This window comes from Pseudomonas sp. GM17, assembly GCF_000282175.2.
In the GTDB taxonomy this organism is placed as follows: Bacteria; Pseudomonadota; Gammaproteobacteria; order Pseudomonadales; family Pseudomonadaceae; genus Aquipseudomonas; species Aquipseudomonas chlororaphis.
This window is the reverse complement of sequence record NZ_CP124732.1, coordinates 6,222,023-6,246,913: the sequence shown is the minus strand read 5'-3', so window position 1 is coordinate 6,246,913 and position 24,891 is coordinate 6,222,023. Positions and strand designations below refer to the sequence as shown.

At 62.0% G+C, this 24,891-nt stretch carries 21 protein-coding genes and 1 other RNA gene; 18 read left to right on the top strand and 4 right to left on the bottom strand.

Annotated elements, in window-relative coordinates:
* Positions 1–22: 22 nt before the first annotated feature.
* Both PMI20_RS27915 and PMI20_RS27910 read right to left on the bottom strand, forming a co-directional pair.
* On the bottom strand, positions 23–394 hold the full coding sequence (locus tag PMI20_RS27915; RefSeq protein WP_007928464.1) for a YraN family protein: 372 nt from the start codon (positions 392–394) through the stop codon (positions 23–25).
* Complete coding sequence (locus PMI20_RS27910) at positions 394–2,205, bottom strand: penicillin-binding protein activator (protein WP_007928465.1); 1,812 nt, start codon at positions 2,203–2,205, stop codon at positions 394–396. The genes PMI20_RS27915 and PMI20_RS27910 overlap by 1 nt, the downstream gene beginning before the upstream one ends.
* A gap of 237 nt (positions 2,206–2,442) precedes the next feature.
* Here PMI20_RS27910 and rsmI point away from each other — a divergent pair, with 237 nt between their 5' ends.
* From rsmI to lpxC, 18 genes are all read left to right on the top strand, one after another.
* Complete coding sequence (rsmI, locus tag PMI20_RS27905; RefSeq protein ID WP_177323802.1) at positions 2,443–3,297, top strand: 16S rRNA (cytidine(1402)-2'-O)-methyltransferase; 855 nt, start codon at positions 2,443–2,445, stop codon at positions 3,295–3,297.
* A 73-nt stretch (positions 3,298–3,370) separates the two neighbouring features.
* An RNA gene (gene rnpB / locus PMI20_RS27900) (RNase P RNA component class A) lies at positions 3,371–3,724 on the top strand.
* A gap of 308 nt (positions 3,725–4,032) precedes the next feature.
* Positions 4,033–4,488 carry a division/cell wall cluster transcriptional repressor MraZ gene (gene mraZ / locus PMI20_RS27895; RefSeq protein WP_003205355.1) on the top strand — a complete coding sequence of 152 codons (456 nt, stop codon included), beginning with the start codon at positions 4,033–4,035 and terminating at the stop codon, positions 4,486–4,488.
* Positions 4,485–5,432, top strand: coding sequence for a 16S rRNA (cytosine(1402)-N(4))-methyltransferase RsmH (rsmH, locus tag PMI20_RS27890; protein WP_007928467.1), 948 nt, complete (start codon positions 4,485–4,487; stop codon positions 5,430–5,432). The genes mraZ and rsmH overlap by 4 nt, the downstream gene beginning before the upstream one ends.
* Positions 5,429–5,722, top strand: a complete 294-nt coding sequence (ftsL, locus tag PMI20_RS27885; protein ID WP_009050721.1) for a cell division protein FtsL — start codon at positions 5,429–5,431, stop codon at positions 5,720–5,722. Before rsmH ends, ftsL begins: the two co-directional genes overlap by 4 nt.
* Complete coding sequence (locus PMI20_RS27880; RefSeq protein WP_177323803.1) at positions 5,722–7,446, top strand: peptidoglycan D,D-transpeptidase FtsI family protein; 1,725 nt, start codon at positions 5,722–5,724, stop codon at positions 7,444–7,446. The genes ftsL and PMI20_RS27880 overlap by 1 nt, the downstream gene beginning before the upstream one ends.
* Positions 7,446–8,909, top strand: coding sequence for a UDP-N-acetylmuramoyl-L-alanyl-D-glutamate--2,6-diaminopimelate ligase (locus tag PMI20_RS27875; RefSeq protein ID WP_007928473.1), 1,464 nt, complete (start codon positions 7,446–7,448; stop codon positions 8,907–8,909). Before PMI20_RS27880 ends, PMI20_RS27875 begins: the two co-directional genes overlap by 1 nt.
* Positions 8,902–10,269: a UDP-N-acetylmuramoyl-tripeptide--D-alanyl-D-alanine ligase gene (locus PMI20_RS27870; RefSeq protein ID WP_007928474.1), complete on the top strand. Its 1,368-nt coding sequence runs from the start codon at positions 8,902–8,904 to the stop codon at positions 10,267–10,269. Before PMI20_RS27875 ends, PMI20_RS27870 begins: the two co-directional genes overlap by 8 nt.
* Positions 10,269–11,351, top strand: a complete 1,083-nt coding sequence (gene mraY, locus PMI20_RS27865) for a phospho-N-acetylmuramoyl-pentapeptide-transferase (RefSeq protein ID WP_007928475.1) — start codon at positions 10,269–10,271, stop codon at positions 11,349–11,351. The genes PMI20_RS27870 and mraY overlap by 1 nt, the downstream gene beginning before the upstream one ends.
* Before the next feature lie 5 nt (positions 11,352–11,356).
* Entirely contained in the window at positions 11,357–12,703 is a 1,347-nt protein-coding gene (gene murD, locus PMI20_RS27860) for a UDP-N-acetylmuramoyl-L-alanine--D-glutamate ligase (protein WP_007928476.1), read from the top strand.
* Positions 12,700–13,917 carry a putative lipid II flippase FtsW gene (gene ftsW / locus PMI20_RS27855; protein WP_007928477.1) on the top strand — a complete coding sequence of 406 codons (1,218 nt, stop codon included), beginning with the start codon at positions 12,700–12,702 and terminating at the stop codon, positions 13,915–13,917. The genes murD and ftsW overlap by 4 nt, the downstream gene beginning before the upstream one ends.
* Positions 13,907–14,977, top strand: a complete 1,071-nt coding sequence (murG, locus tag PMI20_RS27850; protein ID WP_009050717.1) for an undecaprenyldiphospho-muramoylpentapeptide beta-N-acetylglucosaminyltransferase — start codon at positions 13,907–13,909, stop codon at positions 14,975–14,977. Before ftsW ends, murG begins: the two co-directional genes overlap by 11 nt.
* Entirely contained in the window at positions 14,970–16,427 is a 1,458-nt protein-coding gene (gene murC / locus PMI20_RS27845; protein WP_007922136.1) for a UDP-N-acetylmuramate--L-alanine ligase, read from the top strand. Before murG ends, murC begins: the two co-directional genes overlap by 8 nt.
* Entirely contained in the window at positions 16,424–17,392 is a 969-nt protein-coding gene (locus tag PMI20_RS27840; RefSeq protein ID WP_007922135.1) for a D-alanine--D-alanine ligase, read from the top strand. Before murC ends, PMI20_RS27840 begins: the two co-directional genes overlap by 4 nt.
* A 4-nt stretch (positions 17,393–17,396) precedes the next feature.
* Complete coding sequence (locus PMI20_RS27835; protein ID WP_007922133.1) at positions 17,397–18,263, top strand: cell division protein FtsQ/DivIB; 867 nt, start codon at positions 17,397–17,399, stop codon at positions 18,261–18,263.
* A gap of 14 nt (positions 18,264–18,277) precedes the next feature.
* Positions 18,278–19,537, top strand: a complete 1,260-nt coding sequence (ftsA, locus tag PMI20_RS27830; RefSeq protein WP_007922131.1) for a cell division protein FtsA — start codon at positions 18,278–18,280, stop codon at positions 19,535–19,537.
* A 65-nt stretch (positions 19,538–19,602) separates the two neighbouring features.
* Positions 19,603–20,793, top strand: coding sequence for a cell division protein FtsZ (gene ftsZ / locus PMI20_RS27825; protein ID WP_007922129.1), 1,191 nt, complete (start codon positions 19,603–19,605; stop codon positions 20,791–20,793).
* 112 nt (positions 20,794–20,905) lie between these two features.
* Positions 20,906–21,817, top strand: a complete 912-nt coding sequence (lpxC, locus tag PMI20_RS27820; RefSeq protein ID WP_007922127.1) for a UDP-3-O-acyl-N-acetylglucosamine deacetylase — start codon at positions 20,906–20,908, stop codon at positions 21,815–21,817.
* A 126-nt stretch (positions 21,818–21,943) separates the two neighbouring features.
* Here the strand turns inward: lpxC and PMI20_RS27815 are convergent, their stop codons facing one another.
* A complete protein-coding gene (locus PMI20_RS27815) occupies positions 21,944–23,431 on the bottom strand; it encodes a sensor domain-containing diguanylate cyclase (protein WP_037033891.1) in 1,488 nt (495 codons plus the stop codon).
* 150 nt (positions 23,432–23,581) lie between these two features.
* Positions 23,582–24,862, bottom strand: coding sequence for an OprD family porin (locus PMI20_RS27810; protein ID WP_052034461.1), 1,281 nt, complete (start codon positions 24,860–24,862; stop codon positions 23,582–23,584).
* Positions 24,863–24,891 lie beyond the last annotated feature (29 nt).

Here is a 24,891-nt window from a genome sequence, read left to right as displayed (position 1 = left end):
CGGCTCGGCCCGAGAGCGTCGATCAGCTTTCAAAGGCATTCCGTAGCCAGTTCAAATGAGTGGTTGTACCTGGGGCGCTGTCTATGGCGACCACATCGAAACGGCAAGGGTGGTTGGACCAGCGCGACTCGCGCTGCAGGAAAAACTGTGCGGCGAGTATCAGTTTCTGACGCTTGCGTGCGTCGATGCTGCCTAGTGCGCCACCCCATTGCGTGTGTTGTCTGTAGCGGACTTCGACGAATACTACTGTATCGCCGTCAAGCATGACCAGATCAAGCTCGCCGCGTTTGCACAACCAGTTCTGCGCCAGCAGGCGCAGCCCCTGTTGTTCAAGATGCCGGAGCGCTTGGGCTTCGGCATCCTGACCGCTTTGCTGGCGTGATCGTTGTGGCATTAACGCTGGGTGTCAGGCAGGCGAGTGATCTGGCCGCTGACGAACTCGGCCCATGGCAACTGGCGTTGAACACGCTGGCTCGGGCTCATGGTCAGGCTGCCCGACAGGCCTTCGATGCGGCTGTCCGGCAGGGCCTTGAGTTGCCCCAGGCGTGGTGCCAGGCGGTAGGCGTCGGCGCCCATCGCATACAGTCGACCCAGGCTGCCACCGGCTTGTGGCCATTGCGCGGCGACCTGTCGGCGCAGCGGGTCATTGGCATCCAGCAGCCAAGGCGTCTCGCAGAAGCGTATGCCGTTCATGTCGTTGTACTGGTTCTGGTCGCCGCTGGCGCTGAAGACATGAGAGGTGGCGTAGACAGGTACATCGCCGGCGTACTGGAAGTTCAGGGTCGGCTTGATCTGTTGTGCCTGTTGCGGAGTGGATGCCAGGAAAATGAACTCGATGTCCTGGCGACGCGAAGGTTGTGCGGCCACTTGAGTGCCAGCGGCGTTCTGCAGGCTCTTGGCGCGGGCTTCGCTCTGGCGCAGTTGGAACAGGTCGGCAATCTGCTGGGCCAGGGCTACCGGCTGATCGACGCGTTCGATACCGACCACGCTACCGCCGTTACTTTCCCAGTCCTGACGGAAAGCCTTGAGCACACGATCACCCCATTCGCCGCGTGGCACCAGGACCGCAGCGCGGTGCAGGCCGTCGGCGCGGGCGCGGCGGGAGACTTCGCGAGCTTCGTCTTCGGCGGCCAGGCCGAACTGGAACAGTTGCGCGGGGCCTTGCTCGCCTTCGCTGTAGTTCAGCGCCAGGGTGGTGATAGGCAATTGCGGGCGCGCAGCGAGCTGTTTGACCAGTGGTTTTTCCAGCGGGCCGACGACCAGTTGCACGCCATCTGCCTGGGCCTTGCGATAGAAGTCATCCAGCGAAGTCAGGCGCGAGCTGTCGTAGAACTCGATGCTGGGTGGTTTCTGACCGGCTTGCTGGGCCTGATAGTGCGCGGCCATGAAGCCATCGCGCAGGGCCTTGGAGACCGCGGCCAGCGGGCCGTCCTGCGGCAACAGCAGGGCGATCTTGGACAGCGGCTGGCTGGCCAGCTCCTTGAGTTTGGTCAGCGGCAGCGGCAGCTGAATGGCCGCCGGATGCTTGGGGTTCTGTGCGCGCCAGTTGTCGATGGCGGCCTGCTGTTGTTCCAGGGTGCCGGCGGTCTTCACTGCCAGCGCCAGGCTCATCCAGCCGCCCAGGTCATCGTTGCCGACGGCTTGCAGTTGATCAGTCGGCAGGCTGGCAATCAATGCCCAGATGGCTTCGTGGTTCTTGCTCGCGGCGTCGTCCTTGAGCAGTGGCGCAATGAAAATGCGCTCCCGTGCCGCGGCGAGGGCCTGGCCGTCAGCCTCTAGTGCGCGAGCGTGGACAGTGCCGGTGCGGATTTGCTGCTCTTCCGGCAGTTCGCTCAGGCGTTGCAGGCTCGGGTGACTCAGGGCAGTCAGGGCGGCCTTTGGCTGGTTGCGACTCATGGCCAGTTCGGCGGCCAGGGTGCTGGCGAAAACCTGCTGACCGGGCTTGAGTTGCTCCATCGGCACTTGTTGCAGAATTTGCGCGGCCTGGCCGGCGTTGCCCTGGCGATAGGCCAGATCGGCAGCGCTCAAGCGCAGCAGGGCTGCCTTGTCGGGTGTTTTGCTGTTGGCGGCCTGTTCGAGCAGTTGCTCGATGCTGGCATCCGGGGTCCGTGGAAGTTCGCCAAGGCTGGAGGAGGGCGAGCTGGCGCAAGCTGCCAGGAGGGCGGCAAGGCATAAGGCAGAGAACAGCCGCAGGCAAGCGATCATGTAAGCGTTCCTGATACTCGATCAAATTAGCGTGGAATTGTACCCAAGCACTGGCCGGGGCGCGATGTTACTGGCAATAAACCGTCTATTTTAGGTCGAGCAAATGTTGCAGTGCTTTAGAACCACAGGCGCTGTCGCAGGCGTGAGGTGCCTGCGACACGCATTCCGAAGGCTTCTACGCGCTACAATGGTGCTTTTACCGATCAAGAGGTGTGCGCTTTGACTGCTCCAGGTCCTTTGAATTCCGCTGCTGGCTCGCTTTATGTGGTGGCGACGCCCATCGGCAACCTGGACGACATCAGTGCCCGGGCCTTGAAGATCTTGCGTGAGGTGGCGCTGATTGCCGCCGAAGACACGCGCCACTCGCAACGCTTGATGCAGCACTTCGGGATTTCTACACCGCTGGCCGCCTGTCATGAACATAACGAACGGGATGAAGGCAGTCGTTTTCTCACGCGTCTGTTGGCGGGAGACAGCGTTGCACTGATTTCCGACGCGGGCACGCCGTTGATCTCCGATCCGGGTTACCACCTGGTGCGTCAGGCGCGTGCGGCGGGTATCAATGTCGTTCCTGTTCCTGGGGCCTGCGCTCTGATTGCGGCCTTGTCGGCGGCGGGGCTGCCTTCCGATCGTTTTATCTTCGAGGGCTTTCTGCCGGCCAAGGCGGTAGGGCGGCGCGGGCGTCTTGAGCTATTAAAGGAAGAGCCGCGCACGCTGATTTTCTATGAGGCGCCACACCGTATTCTCGAGTGCTTGCAGGATATGGAGTCGGTGTTCGGTGGCGAGCGCCAGGCATTGCTGGCCCGGGAGCTGACCAAGACCTTTGAAACCCTCAAGGGGCTGCCGCTTTCGGAGTTGCGGGCTTTCGTCGAGGCAGACAGCAATCAGCAGCGTGGTGAATGCGTGGTGCTGGTAGCGGGATGGTCAGTGCCGGAGAGCGACGAGGCTGTGAGCAGTGAGGCGATGCGGGTTCTCGACCTGCTGCTCAACGAGATGCCGCTCAAGCGTGCCGCGGCATTGGCGGCGGAAATTACCGGCGTGCGCAAGAATGTGCTCTATCAAGTGGCGCTGGATAAACAGAAAGGCGAGTAAACACGATCGGCGGAATGGCAAAAGGCTTTTATCCCTTGTTCTTCCGCCGCTCTGCCGTTAACCTGCGCGGCGGAGAGTCGATTGGACAGTCGCTGCCCTCTATGAAAATTAGAGGGGGGAGGAAAGTCCGGGCTCCATAGGGCGGAGTGCCAGGTAATGCCTGGGAGGCGCGAGCCTACGGAAAGTGCCACAGAAAATAACCGCCTAAGCACTTCGGTGCCGGTAAGGGTGAAAAGGTGCGGTAAGAGCGCACCGCACGTCTGGCAACAGTTCGTGGCTAGGTAAACCCCACTCGGAGCAAGACCAAATAGGGTTCCAAGGCGTGGCCCGCGCTGGAACCGGGTAGGTTGCTAAAGATGTCCAGTGATGGCCATCGTAGAGGAATGACTGTCCTCGACAGAACCCGGCTTACAGATCGACTCTCCACCTTTTCCCTCCCTGCTTGAATCAATAGCAGAAGCGCTTTTGTAATACCGAAAAGATCTTACTCTTAACAAATTACTTTAACTTCGCGATACAGCTTCTTGAGCTGATTGAAATTATTGCGCCAAATCCTTCGCCAAATTCCCGTTACCCCTCCTTTTAGTCTCCTAAATCTCCGTTCTATAAGGCTTTTCCGTCGCTCCGTGCCTTGACGGTGTGGTGGGCGCATTCCTATAGTGTGCGCAAGTGGCGGAAAGTGGCATGAAGTGGGTTTTTTGGACGTAAAACGCTAAAATTTGGAGAAACGCTGACGTGTTTCGCGGAGCTAACGCTATCAGTCTCGACGCAAAGGGCCGACTCGCCATGCCGAGCCGGTACCGTGACGAGCTCGTTTCGCGTAGTTCCGGGCAACTTATCGTCACTATTGATGCCGTTGATCCGTGTTTGTGTGTCTACCCCCTCGACGAGTGGGAAATTATTGAAACCAAGCTGCGCGCGCTGCCTTCGCTACGTGAAGAAAACCGTCGCTTGCAGCGTTTGCTGATTGGTAATGCCGTCGACCTCGAACTCGATGGCAGTGGTCGTTTTCTGGTTCCGCCGCGTCTGCGCGAATATGCCAAGTTGGATAAGCGCGCAATGTTGGTAGGCCAATTGAACAAGTTCCAACTGTGGGACGAGGATGCCTGGAATGCTGTTTCCGCAGCGGACCTGGCAGCTATTCAACAACCGGGCGCCATGCCTGATGAACTGCGTGATTTGATCCTGTGACTATTGATAGCGGCTTTAACCACATCACCGTACTGCTTGACGAAGCCGTCGAGGCTCTCGCCGTACGTCCTGATGGCTGCTATCTGGATGGCACCTTCGGTCGCGGTGGTCATAGTCGTCTGATCCTCAGCAAGCTCGGGCCGGATGGCCGGCTGCTCGGATTCGACAAAGATCCTCAAGCGATTGCCACCGGGCAAGCGCTAGCGGCCGAAGACGGCCGCTTTGTCGTTGTGCAGCGCAGCTTTGCCGAACTGGGCTCGGAAGTGGCCGAGCGCGGCCTGGATGGCAAGGTCAGCGGCGTGCTGCTCGACCTGGGAGTGTCTTCGCCGCAGCTCGACGATCCTGAGCGCGGCTTCAGTTTTCTCAATGATGGTCCTCTGGATATGCGCATGGACCCGTCCCGCGGCATCAGCGCGGCGGAGTTCGTCAACACCGCGCCGGTGGAAGAAATCGCCCGTGTATTCAAGGAATACGGCGAAGAGCGTTTCTCCGGTCGTATGGCCCGCGCCGTGGCTGAGCGCCGCGACATCAAGCCGTTCGAGCGCACCGCCGACCTGGCGGAAGTCTTGAAAGTCGCCAACCCGGCCTGGGAAAAGGGCAAGAACCCGGCAACCCGTGCGTTCCAGGGGCTGCGTATTCATGTCAACAACGAACTGGGCGATCTGGAAGCCGGCCTCGAAGCCGCGCTGGAATGCCTGGAGGTCGGCGGCCGTCTGGTGGTCATCAGTTTCCACTCGCTGGAAGACCGCATCGTCAAACTGTTCATGCGCAAGCTGGTGAAGGGCGAGGCGGACAACCTGCCTCGCAACCTGCCGGTGCGCCACGTGGCTTTCGAGCCGAAAATCAAAGTCCATGGCAAAGCGCAGACGGCCTCCGATGCCGAGCTCAAGGCCAACCCGCGTGCCCGTAGTGCTGTCATGCGCGTTGCGGAGAAGCTGCGGTGAGCAAGCTTTTCGCCAAGCCACTTCCAGGCGGAAGCTTTTTCATGCTTCTGCTGTTCATCGGCGTTCTTGTGTCCGCGATTGCGGTGTCCTACAGCGCCCACTGGAATCGTCAGTTGCTCAACACGCTGTACGGTGAGTTGAGTGTGCGTGACAAGGCACAAGCGGAGTGGGGCCGGCTGATTCTCGAACAAAGCACCTGGACCGCCCATAGCCGGATCGAAGTGCTGGCCACCGAACAACTGAAAATGCGCATTCCCGGCGCGGCAGAAGTCCAGATGGTGGCGCCATGATGAAGCTTGAAGGCGCACTCTTCCCCTGGCGGTTCCGCCTGGTGCTGGGCTTGCTCGGCATCATGGTGGCGGCGATCGCCTGGCGCATCATCGATCTGCAGGTCGTCGATCGCGACTTCCTCAAGGGGCAGGGCGATGCGCGCAGCGTTCGGCATATTCCGATCCCGGCTCACCGTGGCTTGATCACCGACCGTAACGGCGAGCCGCTGGCAGTCAGTACGCCAGTGACCACCCTGTGGGCCAACGCCAAGGAAATGCAGCTGGCCAAGGACAAGTGGCCGGCATTGGCTGCTGCCTTGGGGCAAGACCCCAAGGCGCTGGCCGAGCGCCTTGAAGCGCAAGCCAATAAAGAATTCATCTACCTGGTGCGCGGCTTAACGCCCGAGCAGGGCCAGCAAGTTCTCGATCTCAAAGTGCCGGGGGTGTATGGCATCGAAGAGTTCCGGCGCTTCTACCCGGCCGGCGAAGTGACCGCGCATATGGTCGGCTTTACCGACATCGACGATCGCGGCCGCGAAGGGGTCGAACTGGCTTATGACGAGTGGCTCGCCGGAGTTCCGGGCAAGCGCCAGGTCATCAAGGACCGGCGCGGCAGACTGATCAAGGATGTCCAGGTCACCAAAAACGCCAAGGCCGGCAAGCCCTTGGCGTTGTCGATTGACCTGCGCCTGCAATACCTGGCCAACCGCGAGCTGCGCAACGCCATCGTCGAGAACGGCGCCAAGGCCGGCAGCCTGGTCATCATGGACGTGAAGACCGGCGAGATCCTGGCCATGGTCAATCAGCCGACCTACAACCCGAACAATCGTCGCAACCTGCAACCGGCGATGATGCGCAACCGCGCCATGATCGACGTGTTCGAGCCGGGTTCGACCATGAAAGCCATCTCCATGAGCGCGGCGCTGGAGACCGGCCGCTGGAAACCGAGCGACACCGTCGAGGTGTATCCAGGCACGCTGCAGATCGGCAAATACACCATTCGTGACGTATCCAAGAGTGAAGGCGCGGTACTCGATCTGACCGGGATTCTGATCAATTCCAGTAACGTCGGCATGAGCAAGATCGCCTTCGATATCGGTGGCGAAGCCATCTTCCGCCTGGCCCAGAAAATCGGTCTTGGCCAGGACACCGGCCTCGGCTTCCCGGGCGAACGTGTCGGCAACCTGCCGAATTATCGTGAATGGCGCAAGGCCGAGACAGCCACACTGTCGTATGGCTACGGCATTTCGGTGACCGCGATCCAGCTGGTTCACGCCTTCTCGGCCCTGGCCAATAACGGTCGCATCGCTCCGCTGACTCTGATCAAAACCGACAGGACACCGGAAACCGCCCAGGTGATTCCGGAAAAGGTCGCCAAGACCATGCAAGGCATGTTGCAGCAGGTGATCGAGGCGCCGCGTGGCGTGTTCCGTGCCCAGGTACCGGCTTATCACGTGGCCGGCAAGAGTGGTACTGCGCGTAAGACTTCGGTCGGTACCAAGGGTTATGCCGAGAACTCCTACCGCTCCCTGTTCGCCGGTTTCGGCCCGATGAGCGATCCGCGCTACGCCATCGTCGTGGTGATCGACGAGCCGAGCAAGGCTGGTTACTTCGGTGGTCTGGTATCGGCGCCGGTGTTCAGCAAAGTGATGTCCGGCACCCTGCGTCTGATGAATATCTCGCCGGACAACCTGCCACCTACCCAACAAGCCAATGCGGCACCAGCTAAAGGAGGGCGCGGCTGATGTCTCTTAGCCTGAACAAAATTTTCGCCCACGCTGGTCGTGATCTGCTGATTCGCGAACTGACTCTGGACAGCCGTAATGTGCGCGCCGGCGATCTGTTTCTCGCGGTGCCTGGCGGCAAGTTCGATGGTCGTGCGCACATCGCCGACGCCTTGCAGCGCGGTGCGGCTGCGGTGGCTTATGAAGTCGAAGGCGCGACCGTCCTGCCGATTACCGACGTGCCGCTGATTCCGGTCAAAGGCCTGGCGGCGCAGCTGTCGGATATCGCCGGGCGTTTTTATGGCGACCCGAGCCGCAACCTCAACCTGATTGGCGTGACCGGTACCAACGGCAAGACCAGCGTGACCCAGTTGGTGGCGCAGGCACTCGATCTGCTGGGCCAGCACTGCGGCATTGTCGGCACCCTCGGCAGCGGTTTTTATGGCGCGCTGCAAAGCGGCATGCACACCACGCCGAACCCGATTGCCGTGCAGGCCACCCTGGCCGACCTGAAAAAGGCCGGCGCCAAAGCCGTGGCGATGGAAGTGTCGTCCCATGGTCTGGACCAGGGGCGAGTCAGTGCTCTGGCCTTCGACGTGGCGGTGCTGACCAACCTGTCTCGCGATCATCTGGATTATCACGGCACCATGGAAGCCTACGGCTCCACTAAGGCCAAGCTGTTCGGCTGGACCGATCTGGGGTGCCGTGTCATCAACCTCGACGATGACTTCGGTCGGCTGCTGGCCAGTGACGAACAGGATTCGCGGTTGATTACCTACAGTCTCGAGGATCCGCGGGCTTATCTGTACTGCCGCGAAGCGCAATTCGACGACGAAGGCGTGCGTGCAATCCTGGTGACTCCGCAGGGCGAACATCATCTGCGTAGCACCTTGCTCGGTCGTTTCAACCTGAGCAACGTGCTGGCCGCTGTCGGCGCCTTGCTCGGCCTGGATTACGCCCTCGACGAAATCCTTCACGTACTGCCGAAACTGGAAGGCCCAGCCGGTCGCATGCAGCGCCTGGGCGGTGGTTCGCAACCGCTGGTGGTGGTCGATTACGCCCACACCCCGGATGCCCTGGAAAAGGTATTGCTGGCCCTGCGTCCCCATGCCAAGGGCCGTTTGCTGTGCTTGTTCGGCTGCGGCGGCGATCGCGATCGCGGCAAGCGTCCGCTGATGGCGGAAGTGGTCGAGCGCCTGGCCGACGGTGTGCTGGTCACCGACGACAACCCGCGCACGGAAGATCCGGCGCAGATTTTCGACGACATTCGTGCCGGCTTCAGCGCAGTGGACAAGGTCGAGTTCGTTTCCGGTCGCGGCCTGGCCATCGCCCAGTTGGTCGCCGGCGCTTCGGCGGACGACGTGATTGTCCTGGCCGGTAAAGGTCATGAGGACTATCAGGAAATCAATGGCGTGCGTCTCGACTTCTCCGACCTGGTGGAAGCCGATCGAGCGCTGACCGCGTGGGAGGTGGCCCATGCTTAAGGCCCTGAAACTCAGTGAGCTGAGCGGACCGCTGGCGGGGCGCCTGCTGGCTGGCGATTGCAGCTTCGATGGCGTGAGCATCGACAGCCGGTCGATCAAGCCGGGCCAACTCTTTATTGCCCTGGCCGGCCCACGCTTCGACGGGCACGACTACCTGAATGAAGTCGCCGCCAAAGGCGCCGTCGGTGCCCTGGTCGAACGCGAAGTGCCAGACAGCACGCTGCCGCAGCTGCTGGTCAGCGATACCCGGCAGGCGCTCGGCCAACTGGGGGCGTTGAATCGCGCGGCTTTCACCAAGCCGGTAGCGGCGATTACCGGCTCCAGCGGCAAGACCACGGTCAAGGAAATGCTTGCGAGCATCCTGCGCACGCGCGGGCCGGTGCTTGCCACACGCGGCAATTTGAACAACGACCTGGGCGCGCCCTTGACCCTGCTGGAACTGGCCCCGGAGCACACCGCGGCCGTGATCGAGCTGGGGGCTTCGCGCATCGGCGAAATTGCCTACACCGTGGGGATGACCAAGCCGCAGGTCGCCATCATCAATAATGCCGGTACCGCTCATGTGGGCGAGTTTGGCGGGCCGGAGAAAATCGTCGAGGCCAAGGGCGAGATCCTTGAAGGGCTGGATGCTTCCGGTACCGCTGTGCTCAACCTCGACGACAAGGCCTTCCCGATCTGGAAAGCCCGCGCCGCTGGCCGTCAGGTGCTGAGTTTTGCCCTGAGCAACAATGCCGCCGACTTTTACGCCTCGGATATCCAGCGCGATGCCCGTGGCTGCCCGAACTTCACCCTGCACGCGGGCAACGGTTCCGAGCGTGTCCAGTTGAACCTGCTGGGTACCCATAACGTTGCCAATGCCCTGGCCGCTGCCGCTGCCGCGCATGCCCTGGGCGTGTCGTTGTTCGGCATCGCCACCGGGCTCAACGCGGTGCAGCCAGTCAAGGGCCGCACTGTCGCCCAGCTGGCGAAAAACGGCATGCGGGTAATCGACGACACCTATAACGCGAACCCCACGTCAATGTGCGCGGCCGTTGATATACTCGCCGGCTTTTCCGGTCGCACCGTCCTGGTGCTCGGAGATATCGGCGAGTTGGGCGATTGGGCGGAGCAGGGGCACCGCGAAGTGGGTGCTTATGCCGCCGGCAAGGTGTCGGCGCTCTATGCCGTGGGCCCGATGATGACCCACGCGGTCGCCGCCTTCGGTGAGCACGCCCGACACTTCGCCAGCCAGGCCGAGCTGATTGCAGCCCTGGGCGCCGAGCAAGATACAAACACCACTATTTTGATCAAGGGATCGCGCAGCGCGGTGATGGAAAACATCGTCGCGGCTTTGTGTGGTTCCAGCACGGAGAAACATTGATGCTGCTGCTGCTAGCGGAGTACCTGCAACAGTTCTACAAAGGCTTCGCGGTCTTTCAGTACCTGACCCTGCGCGGGATTCTCGGGGTACTGACTGCACTGGTGCTGTCCTTGTGGCTGGGGCCGTGGATGATCCGCACTCTGCAGACCCGTCAGATCGGCCAGGCAGTGCGTAATGACGGTCCGCAATCGCACCTCTCCAAGTCGGGTACTCCGACCATGGGCGGCGCGTTGATTCTTTCGGCAATCGGTATCAGCACCCTGCTGTGGGCCGACTTGAGCAACCGTTATGTGTGGGTGGTGTTGCTGGTCACCCTGCTGTTCGGCGCCATCGGCTGGGTCGATGACTATCGCAAGGTGATCGAGAAGAACTCCCGTGGCTTGCCTAGCCGCTGGAAGTACTTCTGGCAGTCGGTATTTGGCCTGGGCGCGGCGATCTTCCTGTATGTCACCGCGCAAACCCCGGTCGAAACCACCTTGCTGATCCCCATGCTCAAGGACGTCAGCATTCCGCTGGGTATCGGCTTCGTGGTCCTGACCTATTTCGTGATCGTCGGCTCCAGCAACGCGGTCAATCTGACCGATGGCCTCGACGGCCTGGCGATCATGCCGACCGTGATGGTAGGCGGCGCCCTGGGCATCTTCTGCTACCTGTCGGGTAACGTGAAATTCGCTGAGTACCTGCTGATTCCTTACGTTCCGGGCGCGGGTGAACTGATTGTGTTCTGCGGCGCGCTGATCGGCGCCGGGCTCGGTTTCTTGTGGTTCAACACTTACCCGGCACAAGTCTTCATGGGCGACGTCGGCGCGCTGGCGCTGGGCGCGGCCCTGGGCACCATCGCGGTGATCGTTCGCCAGGAAATCGTCCTGTTCATCATGGGCGGCGTGTTCGTGATGGAAACCCTGTCGGTGGTCATTCAGGTGGCCTCCTTCAAGTTGACCGGTCGTCGTGTCTTCCGCATGGCGCCGATTCACCACCACTTTGAACTCAAGGGCTGGCCCGAGCCGCGTGTGATCGTCCGTTTCTGGATCATCACCGTGATTCTCGTGCTGATCGGCCTTGCCACCCTGAAGCTGAGGTAGAACGAGTGTCTCTGATCGCTTCTGACCACTTCCGCATCGTTGTCGGCCTCGGCAAGAGCGGCATGTCCCTGGTTCGCTTCCTGGCGAACCGGGGCGTGTCGTTTGCCGTCGCCGATACGCGGGAAAATCCACCGGAACTGGCCACGCTGCGCCGTGACTATCCGCATGTGGAAGTGCGTTGTGGCGAGCTGGACGTCGACTTCCTGTGCCGTGCCGACGAGCTCTACGTGAGCCCCGGCCTGGCCCTGGCGACCCCGGCCCTGCAAGCCGCCGCCGCCCGTGGGGTGAAACTCTCCGGCGATATCGAGCTGTTCGCGCGTAACGCGAAGGCGCCGATCGTCGCCATCAGCGGTTCCAACGCGAAAAGCACCGTGACCACCCTGGTGGGGGAAATGGCTGCGGCGGCGGGCAAGCGGGTCGCCGTGGGCGGCAACCTGGGCACGCCGGCCCTGGACCTGCTCAGCGACGACGTTGAGCTGTATGTCATGGAACTGTCCAGCTTCCAGCTGGAAACCACCGACCAGTTGGGGGCCGAAGTGGCCACCGTGCTGAACATCAGCGAAGACCATATGGACCGCTACAGCGGCCTGCCGGCGTATCACCTGGCCAAGCACCGGATCTTCCGTGGCGCCCGGCAAGTGGTGTTCAACCGCCAGGATGCCCTGACTCGGCCATTGATCGGCGAAGGCCTGCCGTGCTGGACCTTTGGCCTGAGCAAACCCGATTTCAAGGCGTTCGGCCTGCGTGAAGAGAATGGCGAGAAATACCTGGCCTTCGAATTCCAGAACCTGATGCCGGTGCGCGAGCTGAAGATCCGTGGCGCCCATAACCAGTCCAACGCCCTGGCGGCGCTGGCCCTGGGACATGCGGTCGGCCTGCCGTTCGATGCCATGCTCTCGGCCCTGCGCACCTTCGCCGGCCTCGAGCACCGCTGCCAATGGGTTCGCGACCTGGATGGCGTGGGGTATTACAACGACTCCAAGGCCACCAACGTCGGCGCCGCACTGGCGGCCATCGAAGGCCTGGGCGCGGATATCGAAGGCAAGATCGTGCTGATCGCCGGTGGCGACGGCAAGGGTGCCGAGTTCAAGGACCTGCGCGATCCGGTTGCGGCCAACTGCCGCGCCGTGATCCTGATGGGCCGCGATTCCGACAAGATCGGCGAGGCCATCGGCGATGCCGTGCCGCTGATTCGTGTCGGCTCCCTGGTCGACGCCGTGGCGCAATGCCGTGCCGCCGCCCAGTCCGGCGACGTGGTGCTGCTGTCGCCTGCCTGCGCCAGTTTCGACATGTTCAAGAACTACGAAGACCGTGGTCACCAGTTCGTCCGCGCCGTGGAGGATCTGGCATGAACCTGAGAGACATCATCAAGCCTTATCCATCGCCGATCATCACCGGGCGCGGCGTCGACCTCGACTTCCCGATGCTCGCCGGCTGCCTGACGCTGCTTGGCCTCGGGCTGATCATGATTGCCTCGGCCTCCACCGAAGTGGCGGCGGTGCAATCGGGCAGCGCCCTGTATTACATGATTCGCCACCTGATCTACGTGGTGCTGGGCCTGGGTGCCTGCATCGTCACCATGATGATTCCGATCGCCACCTGGCAACGCCTGGGCTGGATGATGCTGCTCGGTGCCTTCGGTTTGCTGGTGATGGTGATCATTCCGGGGATCGGCCGTGAGGTGAACGGTTCGATGCGCTGGATCGGTTTCAGTTTCTTCAACGTCCAGCCTTCCGAGATTGCCAAGGTGTTCGTGGTGATCTACCTCGCCGGTTATCTGGTACGTCGCCAGAAAGAAGTGCGCGAAAGCTGGATGGGCTTCTTCAAGCCGTTCATCGTGCTGCTGCCAATGGCTGGCCTGCTGCTGATGGAGCCGGACTTCGGTGCCACCGTGGTGATGATGGGGGCGGCGGCGGCGATGCTGTTCCTCGGTGGGGTCGGGCTGTTCCGTTTCTCCTTGATGGTGGTCCTGGCGGTCGCGGCGGTGGTCCTGCTGATTCAGATGCAGCCCTATCGAATGGCGCGCCTGACCAACTTTGCCGACCCTTGGGCCGACCAGTTCGGCGCGGGCTACCAGTTGTCCCAGGCCTTGATCGCTTTTGGCCGCGGCGAATGGCTGGGCGTTGGCCTGGGCAACAGCGTGCAGAAGCAGTTCTACCTGCCGGAAGCCCACACCGACTTCGTGTTCTCGGTCCTGGCCGAAGAGCTGGGCGCCGTGGGTTCCCTGTGCACGGTGGCGTTGTTCGTCTTCGTCTGTATCCGTGGCATGTACATCGGTCTGTGGGCCGAGAAAGCCAAGCAGTTCTTTGCCGCCTATGTCGCTTATGGCTTGTCGTTCCTGTGGATCGGCCAGTTCCTGATCAACATCGGGGTGAACGTCGGCCTGTTGCCGACCAAAGGTCTGACCTTGCCGTTCCTCAGTTATGGCGGCAGTTCGTTGGTGATCTGTTGCGCCTGTCTGGGCCTGCTGCTGCGTATCGAGTGGGAGAGTCGGACCCACCTGGGCAGCGAAGAGATGGAGTTCAGCGAGAGCGACTTCGCCGAGGAGCCAAGCCATGGGCGCTAATGTGCTGATCATGGCCGGTGGCACCGGCGGTCATGTATTCCCGGCGCTGGCCTGTGCCCGCGAGTTCCAGGCGCGCGGTTATACCGTGCACTGGCTCGGCACTCCGCGCGGTATCGAAAACGAGCTGGTGCCGAATGCCGGCCTGCAGCTGCACCTGATCAACGTCAGCGGCCTGCGGGGCAAGAGCAAGCTGTCGCTGCTCAAGGCGCCATTCGTGCTGCTCAAGGCCGTGCTGCAGGCGCGTCGGATCATCCGTCAGCTCAAGCCGGTCTGCGTGCTGGGCTTTGGCGGTTATGTGACCGGCCCTGGCGGTGTCGCGGCCAAACTGTCCGGCGTGCCGGTGATCGTTCATGAACAGAACGCGGTCGCCGGTACCGCCAATCGGCTGCTGGTGCCGTTGTCGGCCCGAGTCTGCGAAGCTTTCCCGGACACCTTTGGTGCCTCCAGCAGCCGGCGTACCACCGGCAACCCGGTGCGCACCGAGCTGTTCCTCGATACACCGCGCGAGGCCCTGGCCGGACGCAAGGCGCGTTTGCTGATCCTGGGTGGAAGCCTGGGAGCAGAGCCGTTGAACAAGTTGCTGCCTGAAGCCCTGGCGCTGGTCTCCCCCGAACTGCGTCCGGAAGTGTTTCATCAGGCCGGCAAAAACCACGATGAAGTGACTGCAGAGCGCTATCGCGCCGCCGGCGTCGAGGCGCAGGTGCAGCCGTTCATCAAAGACATGGCCCAAGCCTACGGCTGGGCTGACCTGGTGGTCTGTCGCGCAGGTGCGTTGACCGTCAGTGAACTGGCTGCCGCCGGTCTGCCTTCGATGCTCGTGCCTTTGCCTCACGCCATCGACGATCACCAGACCCGCAATGCCGATTATTTGGCTCGTGAAGGCGCTGCCTTCCTGATGCCGCAAAGAACGACTGGCGCAGCGGACCTTGCCGCTCGCCTGACAGAGGTTTTGATGCAACCGGAACGACTCAACAGCATGGCCGACGCCGCACGTCGCCTGGCCAAACCCGATGCCACCCGTAGCGTGGTCGATATCTGCCTGGAGGTGGCCCATGGTTGAGAATCAGAAAGCCATGCCACAACCGGAAATGCGCCGTATCCGTCGCATCCACTTCGTCGGTATCGGCGGCGTGGGCATGTGCGGGATCGCCGAAGTACTGCTGAACCTGGGCTACCAGGTTTCCGGCTCCGACCTCAAGGCGTCGCCGGTCACCGAGCGCCTCGAGTCCTTTGGTGCGCAGATCTTCATCGGCCATCGTGCCGAGAACGCCGCCAACGCCGATGTACTGGTGGTGTCCAGCGCCGTGAACACCTCCAACCCGGAAGTGGCCACCGCCTTGGAACGCCGCATCCCGGTGGTGCCGCGCGCGGAAATGCTCGCCGAGCTGATGCGCTACCGCCACGGCGTCGCCGTTGCCGGTACCCACGGCAAGACCACCACCACCAGCCTGCTGGCCTCGGTGTTCGCCGCCGGTGGCCTGGACCCGACCTTCGTCATAGGTGGCCGGCTGAATGCAGCTGGCACCAATGCACAGCTGGGCACCAGCCGCTACCTGATCGCCGAAGCCGATGAAAGCGACGCCAGCTTCCTGCACCTGCAGCCGTTGGTGGCCGTGGTGACCAACATCGACGCCGACCACATGGCGACCTACGACGGTGACTTCAACAAGCTGAAGAAAACCTTCGTCGAATTCCTGCACAACCTGCCGTTCTATGGCCTGGCCGTGCTGTGCCTGGACGACCCGGTGGTGCGCGAGATCCTGCCACAGGTCAAGCGTCCGACCGTCACCTACGGTTTCAACGAAGGCGCCGACGTGCGCGCGATCAATGTACGCCAGCAGGGGATGCAGACCTTCTTCACCGTGCTGCGTCCCGATCGCGAGCCGCTGGATGTCTCGGTGAACATGCCGGGCAACCACAACGTGCTGAACGCCCTGGCGACCATTTGCATCGCCACCGACGAAGGCATCAGCGATGAAGCCATCGTCCAGGGCCTGTCGGGCTTCCAGGGCGTGGGACGTCGCTTCCAGGTCTACGGCGAACTGCCGGTAGATGGCGGCAATGTGATGCTGGTGGACGACTACGGCCACCACCCGACCGAAGTCGCGGCGGTGATCAAGGCCGTGCGCGGTGGCTGGCCTGAGCGTCGCCTAGTGATGGTCTACCAGCCGCACCGTTTCAGCCGCACCCGCGACCTGTACGACGATTTCGTCCAGGTATTGGCGGACGCCAACGTCCTGCTGTTGATGGAAGTCTATCCAGCGGGCGAAGAGCCGATCCCGGGGGCGGACAGCCGTCAGCTGTGCCACAGCATCCGTCAGCGCGGTCAATTGGACCCGATCTACATCGAGCGTGGGGTCGACCTCGCGCCGCTGGTCAAGCCGCTGCTGCGCGCCGGCGACATCCTGCTGTGCCAGGGCGCCGGTGATATCGGCGGTCTTGCGCCGAAGCTGCTGGGCAGCCCGTTGTTCGCGGGCGCCGTGCCTGCCGGTCAGGGGAAGTCGAAATGACCGCCGCCTACGCCTCTCTGTTTTCGACCCTCGCGCCGAAGGATTTCGGTCGCGTCGCCGTGCTGTTCGGCGGCAAGAGCGCCGAGCGCGAAGTCTCGCTGAAGTCCGGTAACGCCGTGCTCGAAGCCTTGCTGAGCGCTGGTGTGGACGCCTTCGGCATCGACGTCGGTGACGACTTCCTGCAGCGCCTGCTGAACGAGAAGATCGATCGCGCCTTCATCATCCTCCACGGTCGTGGCGGCGAAGACGGCAGCATGCAGGGCCTGCTGGAATGCATGGGTATTCCCTACACCGGCAGCGGCATCCTGGCTTCGGCGCTAGCGATGGACAAACTGCGTACCAAGCAGGTCTGGCACAGCCTCGGTATTCCGACGCCACGCCACGCCGTACTTGGCTCCGAGGCCGATTGTATTTCTGCGGCTACGGAACTGGGCATGCCTTTGATCGTCAAACCGGCGCATGAAGGTTCCAGTATTGGTATGGCCAAAGTGACATCCGCGTCCGAACTGATCGACGCATGGAAAGCGGCCAGCACCTACGACTCGCAAGTCTTGGTTGAACAATGGATTCAAGGTCCGGAGTTCACCATCGCCACGCTGCGCGGCCAGGTATTGCCACCGATCGCCCTGGGCACGCCCCACACGTTTTACGACTACGACGCCAAGTACCTGGCTTCCGATACCCAGTACCGGATTCCGTGTGGCCTCGACAGCAATAAAGAGCAGGAGCTCATGGACCTGACGGCGAAAGCCTGCGGGGCGCTCGGTATCGCCGGTTGGGCGCGTGCCGACGTGATGCAGGACGCTGATGGCCAGTTCTGGTTCCTGGAAGTGAACACCGCTCCCGGCATGACCGATCACAGTCTGGTTCCGATGGCGGCCCGTGCCGCCGGTCTGGATTTCCAGCAGCTGGTTCTGGCCATCCTGGCGGAGAGTGTCGTCAGTAACGCAGAGCCGCGAGGTTAAGGCCATGCAAGGCGCCCAGCTACGTCATCAGCAACCCGCTCCCGGCCGCAAGCCGGTGCCGCGTGGTGCCAGCCGGATGGTGGCCAAGGAGCCGATGTCGGCGCGCCTGCCGAAAGCCAACTTTGGCGTGCTGAAAAGCCTGATGTGGCCGGTGCTGCTGGTCGCGCTGGGCTTCGGCACTTACGAGGGCGCGCAGCGCCTGTTGCCCTATGCCGACCGGCCGATCACCAAGGTCGCGGTGCAGGGCGACCTGAGTTACATCAGCCAGCAGGCGGTACAGCAGCGGATCGCGCCCTACGTCGCGGCGAGCTTCTTCACCATCGACCTGGCGAGCATGCGTACCGAGCTGGAACAGATGCCATGGATCGCTCATGCCGAGGTACGGCGTGTGTGGCCGGACCAGGTGGTGATTCGCCTGGAAGAGCAGTTGCCGGTGGCCCGTTGGGGCGACGAGGCGCTGTTGAACAACCAGGGCCAGGCCTTCACCCCGCGTGAGCTGGCGAACTACGAGCACTTGCCACAGTTGTTCGGCCCGCAGCGGGCCCAGCAGCAGGTGATGCAGCAGTACCAGGTGTTGAGCCAGATGCTTCGCCCGATGGGTTTCTCCATTGCCCGTCTGGAGTTGCGCGAGCGCGGCAGCTGGTTCCTGACCACGGGGGCCGGCAGCGCCGGTCCTGGTATCGAACTGTTGCTCGGACGCGATCACCTGGTGGAGAAGATGCGCCGCTTCATTGCCATTTATGAAAAAACGCTGAAAGAACAGATTACGAACATCGCGCGCATCGATCTGCGTTATGCCAACGGCCTGGCCGTCGGCTGGCGGGAACCTGTAGCGCCCACGACGGCCCAACCCGCCGTCGCGAAGAATTAAGAAGAGGCAGGACCATGGCAAACGTGCAAAGCGGCAAAATGATCGTCGGTCTGGATATCGGTACCTCCAAGGTGGTGGCGCTGGTAGGCGAGGTCGCGGCCGATGGCACGCTGGAAATCGTCGGTATCGGCACCCATCCATCGCGCGGCCTGAAGAAGGGCGTGGTGGTGAATATCGAGTCCACCGTTCAATCGATCCAGCGCGCGGTAGAAGAAGCGCAACTGATGGCCGGTTGCCGTATCCACTCGGCGTTCGTCGGCGTGGCGGGCAATCACATTCGCAGCCTGAACTCCCACGGCATCGTGGCGATTCGTGATCGCGAAGTGAGCTCGGCGGACCTGGAGCGGGTACTCGACGCGGCGCAGGCCGTGGCGATTCCGGCCGACCAGCGGGTGCTGCACACCCTGCCGCAGGATTACGTGATCGATAACCAGGAAGGCGTGCGCGAGCCACTGGGCATGTCCGGCGTACGCCTGGAAGCCAAGGTGCACGTGGTGACCTGCGCGGTGAATGCCGCCCAGAACATCGAAAAGTGCGTGCGTCGCTGCGGCCTGGAAATCGACGACATCATTCTCGAACAGCTGGCCTCGGCGTATTCGGTGCTGACCGACGACGAGAAAGAGCTGGGCGTGTGCCTGGTGGATATCGGTGGTGGCACCACCGACATCGCGATCTTCACCGAAGGCGCAATCCGCCATACCGCGGTGATCCCGATTGCCGGCGACCAGGTGACCAACGACATCGCCATGGCGCTGCGTACGCCGACCCAGTACGCCGAAGAAATCAAGATTCGTTATGCCTGCGCCCTGGCCAAGCTGGCCGGTGCCGGCGAAACCATCAAGGTGCCAAGCGTCGGCGACCGTCCGCCGCGCGAGCTGTCCCGCCAGGCCCTGGCCGAAGTGGTCGAGCCGCGTTACGACGAGCTGTTCACCCTGATCCAGGCCGAACTGCGTCGCAGCGGCTACGAAGACCTGATCCCGGCCGGCATCGTGCTGACCGGCGGTACTTCGAAAATGGAAGGCGCGGTCGAACTGGCCGAAGAGATTTTCCACATGCCGGTCCGCCTGGGCGTGCCGCACACCGTCAAAGGCCTGTCCGACGTGGTGCGCAACCCGATCTACTCCACCGGCGTGGGCTTGCTGTTGTACGGGCTGCAGAAGCAGTCCGACGGTATCTCGTTCTCCGGCATCGGTAGCCGAGACAGCTACAGCAGCGATGAACCCAAGGCCGCCTTGCTCGATCGCATCAAGAGCTGGGTGCAGGGCAATTTCTGAAGATTTACCGCAACACCGTTGTAAGCAGTAGGCGAAAAAACTAGAGAAATGAAAGGAGAGGGAAAATGTTCGAACTCGTAGACAACGTCCCCGCAAGTCCGGTAATCAAGGTTATCGGTGTCGGCGGTGGCGGCGGCAACGCCGTCAATCACATGGTCAAGAGCAACATCGAAGGCGTCGAATTCATCTGCGCCAACACTGATGCTCAAGCGCTGAAAAACATCGGTGCGCGGACCATCCTGCAACTGGGTACCGGCGTGACCAAGGGCCTGGGTGCTGGCGCCAATCCTGAAGTCGGCCGTCAAGCCGCCCTGGAAGACCGCGAGCGTATCGCTGAAGTGCTGGCGGGCACCAACATGGTGTTCATCACGACCGGCATGGGCGGTGGTACCGGTACCGGTGCTGCGCCGATCATCGCCGAAGTGGCCAAGGAAATGGGCATCCTCACCGTTGCGGTGGTGACCCGTCCGTTCCCGTTCGAAGGCCGCAAGCGCATGCAGATCGCCGATGAAGGCATCCGCGCGCTGAGCGAAAGCGTCGATTCGTTGATCACCATTCCCAACGAAAAGCTGCTGACCATCCTCGGCAAAGACGCCAGCCTGCTGTCGGCTTTTGCCAAGGCCGACGACGTCCTGGCCGGTGCCGTTCGCGGTATCTCCGACATCATCAAGCGTCCGGGCATGATCAACGTCGACTTTGCCGACGTACGCACCGTGATGAGCGAAATGGGCATGGCGATGATGGGCACTGGCTGCGCCAGCGGTCCTAACCGTGCACGTGAAGCGACCGAAGCGGCGATCCGCAACCCGCTGCTGGAAGACGTGAACCTGCAAGGTGCGCGCGGCATCCTGGTGAACATCACCGCCGGTCCCGACCTGTCCCTGGGTGAGTACTCCGACGTGGGTAGCATCATCGAAGCCTTCGCTTCCGAGCACGCCATGGTCAAGGTCGGTACCGTTATCGATCCGGACATGCGCGACGAGCTGCACGTGACTGTGGTTGCCACAGGTCTGGGCGCGAAAATCGAGAAACCTGTGAAGGTCATCGACAATACCGTGCAAACCTCCATGGCCGCTGCACAGGCGCCAGCACCTGCGCGTCAGGAACTGCCATCGGTCAACTACCGTGATCTGGACCGTCCGACCGTCATGCGCAACCAGGCCCAGGCCAGTGCTGCGACTGCGGCGAAGCTGAATCCGCAAGATGATCTGGACTACCTGGACATCCCGGCTTTCCTGCGTCGCCAGGCCGATTGATGGAATGTATCAGGGGTATTAGGGTGATTGGTGTTCAGCAAAGGTCTGGTCTGTTATTATCGCCAGCCTTTGTTGATACCAGTTCGCAATTTGCGCTGAAGCGGCCCAAGCCATGATTAAACAACGCACCCTGAAGAATATTATCCGTGCCACAGGTGTAGGCCTGCACTCTGGGGAGAAGGTTTACCTGACCCTCAAGCCTGCGCCTGTCGACACCGGCATTGTGTTTTGTCGTGCCGACCTGGACCCTGTGGTGCAGATACCTGCTCGCGCGGAAAACGTTGGTGAAACCACTATGTCGACCACCCTGGTCAACGGTGACGCCAAAGTGGACACGGTGGAGCACTTGCTCTCGGCCATGGCTGGCCTGGGCATCGATAACGCCTACGTCGAGCTCTCCGCGTCCGAAGTCCCGATCATGGATGGCAGCGCTGGACCCTTCGTATTCCTGATTCAATCTGCCGGCCTGGAAGAACAGGACGCAGCCAAGAAGTTCATCCGTATCCTTCGTGAGGTGACGGTGGAAGACGGCGACAAGCGCGCCACTTTCGTGCCTTTCGACGGTTTTAAAGTGAGCTTTGAGATCGATTTCGATCACCCGGTTTTCCGTGACCGCACCCAGAGTGCAAGCGTGGACTTTTCCAGCACTTCGTTCGTGAAGGAAGTCAGCCGCGCCCGTACCTTTGGTTTCATGAGTGATATCGAGTACCTGCGCAAGCACAACCTCGCACTCGGCGGCAGCGTGGAAAACGCCATCGTGGTCGACGCGGATGGTGTACTGAACGAGGACGGCCTTCGCTACGAAGACGAGTTCGTGAAGCACAAGATCCTCGACGCAATTGGTGACCTCTACCTGCTGGGCAACAGCCTGATAGGTGAGTTCAAAGGCTTCAAGTCGGGCCATGCACTGAACAACCAGCTTCTGCGCAAGCTCATTGAGCAGAAAGACGCTTGGGAAGTCGTGACCTTCGAAGATGCCAGCACTGCACCGATCTCTTACATGCGTCCGGTTGCGGCCGTGTAAGTAACACTCTCTTTCCTTTAGTTTTTAAAGGCTGCCTTCGGGTGGCCTTTTTTTATGCCTGCAGATTGCTGCACGGCTGATGAGGTCACGGGACCCGTAGGAGCGAGGCTTGCCCGCGATGAGGCCTTAACCTACCACCCGGTTTCGCCCTTCGGCCTTGGCCTGGTACAGCGCCTTGTCGGCCATCGAGCACAGCGCTTCCAGGCTGGACTTCGGCGTGCCCGCCCAGGTGCTGAGGCCGATGCTGATGGTGATCGGCGAGGCGCCGTCCCGGATCGGCGGCAGGCGCTCGATCGCCACGCGGATATGCTCGGCGATACGCCGGGCGCCTTCGTTATCGGTCTCCGGCAGGACCACGGCGAACTCTTCGCCGCCGTAGCGTGCGGCCAGGTCGCCGGGGCGACGGATATTGTCACTGATCACCCGGGCCACGATGCGCAGGGCTTCATCGCCGAGCGGGTGGCCGTAGCGGTCGTTGAAGGCCTTGAAGTGATCCACGTCCAACATCAGCAGCGACAGGGCGCTGTGGGAGCGTTGCGCGCGTCCCCATTCGCGGGCCAGGGTCTGGTCCAGGCTGCGGCGGTTGTCCAAGCCGGTGAGAGCGTCAGTGGCGGCCAGTTGCGCGAGTTCCTGCTCGGCGCTCTGGCGGCGGCGCAATTCCCGGCAAAGCAGCCAGGTCAGCCACAGCAGGCCCAGGCACAGCGCGCCGGTGGCGCCGCCGACCACCAGCGCGGTGCGCTGCCAGGAGGCGAAGACTTCATTGCTGGAAAGCGCCACGATCACGATCAGCGGCAGGTCTCCGACCTGGGAGAAGGTATACAGGCGCGGCTGCTGGGTGCTGGACATGCCTTTGAAGCTGCCGTTCCCCTCGCGCAGGATGCGGATGAAATTGGGCCGTTGGCTGAAGTCCTGGCCGATCAGGTTGTCCGCTCGCGGTGGTTCCTGGGCCAGCAGGATACCGTCGCGACTGATCAGGTTGACCGAGCTGTCGCGGCCGACATTCAAGCTTTTGAACAATTGGCTGAAGTAGTCCAGGCGCATGGCTGCTTCGGCCACGCCGAGGAACTCCCCGCGCTCGCCGGACACCCGGCGGCTGAAACTGATGCGCCAATCCAGCTCGGGCGGGCGGGCGCGGAACGGTCGGCTGATCAGCATGCCCGGATCAGGGTTATCCACATGGGACTGAAAATACTCCCGGTCGGAAAAGTTGCCCTGGCGCGGTTCGACCGAGGCGGAGTCGGCGAGCACGTCGCCGCGCGAGTCGAGCAGCAGGATGTTGCCCTTGTAGGGGGCCGCGGTGGCCCGGTCGAACAGCGCCATATGGCGAATGGTCGGCGATACCTGTTTCAGGTCGTCGCGTTGCGAGGCGCTGATCAGGCCACGCAGAGATACGTCGTACAGCTCGACGTTGCGCAGCACGTCGGCGTCGATCAATTGCACGATGTTGGAAGCCGCGCGGGTGGCGGCCATTTCGGCGCTGCCGCGTTCGCGAATCAGCAAGAAGGTCACGATGCTCAGGATGGAGATGACCATCAGTGAGCTTCCAAGAATCAGCATCCTTTCCGACCGGGTCAAAGTGGTCGTGCTGCGGGGTGTCGCACTACTCACACTCATGGTTCTGACTTCTGCGGTGTGTACGTTTCAGGGGTGATTCCGGATGAAGCAAGCAGAGTTGCAGAGACCGATCGCGCCTGCGGGCGCATGTATAAATCGCAGACAAAAAAAAGGCCAGCAAAATGATGCTGGCCTTTTGCTTATTCGCGCTTAGAACACACTGAATGGGTAATCGACGATCACCCGGTATTCGTCGGTGTCATTGTCCAGCGCCCCATAACCGTTGCCGCCACGGTTGGTGGCCCACTGCAGGCGGACCGCCAGATCCTTGGCCTGGCCACCCTGCACCACGTACTTGAGGTCAAGGTCGCGTTCCCAATGCCTGGCGTGCTCGCCGCCGGCGCTGTACCAGTTGGCGTAGCCACGGCTGTGCGGGTCGACCTTGGTCAGGTCCAGCTCGCCGCGAGAGTAGGAGAGCGCCGAAGTCAGGCCCGGCAAGCCGAGGCCGGCGAAGTCGTAGGCGTACTTGAGTTTCCACGAACGCTCGTTGGGGCCGTTGAAATCCGAATACTGCTGGGAGTTGTCCAGGTAGATGCTGTCACCCTGGTTGATGTAGTCGAACGGGGTGTTGCCATTCACCCGCTGGTAAGCGGCGGTGAGGCTATGGTGGCCGACGCCCAGGGTGAAATGCAGGCTGTAGGTGTTGTTGTCGATGTCGCCCAGCAGCGCGTCGCCGGTGTCCTGGGTGTGATAGAAGTGCAAGCCCGGGTTCAGGGTCACCAGCTCGTTCAGCGCATAGCTGTAGTCGAGGTCGTAGTAGTACTGGTTCCAGATGTCCTTGAGTTCGGCGGCGTACAGGCTGCTGGTCAGCCCGGGCACGCCGCTCCAGGCCACGCCGGCCCAGTTCAGGTGGCGGCTTTCGTCGCCATTCGCCAGTTTGCCGTAGGCCGTGTCGATACGTCGGCGGCCGCTCTGGTTATAGGGCTTGGTGAAGCTGGCCTGGCCGCCTTCGAGCAGCCAGCCGTCGAAGCTGTGGTTGGCCAGGCTGACCCCGCGGAAGGTCTGCGGCAGCATGCGGCTCTGGCCACCGGCGATCACCGGATTGTTGAGGAACAGATCGCCGGCCTTGAGCTCGGTGTCGAAGGCGCGGATTTTCAGGGTGGCGCCAGCCGTGGAAAACGAGGTCGGCGCTTTGCCGCTGCCATCGCTGACCGGCAGGATGCTCGAGCTGTCGGTGCCGCCACCGCCATCGAGTTTCAAACCGAGCATGGCGTTGGCATCGAGGCCGAAACCGACCGTACCCGGGGTATAACCCGACTCGAAGATCCCCAGGAAACCCTGGCCCCATTCGATATTGTCGGGAGCCTGCTGGTGGCGATTGCGATTCATGTAGTAGTTGCGGGCGTTGAGCTTGAGGCTTGCGCCTTCGACGAAGCCTTCGGGGCTGGCCTCGTCGGCGGCCTGGACACAGGGGGCGATAGTTGCAGCCATTGCAATGAACAACGGGCTGAGAGTTGAAG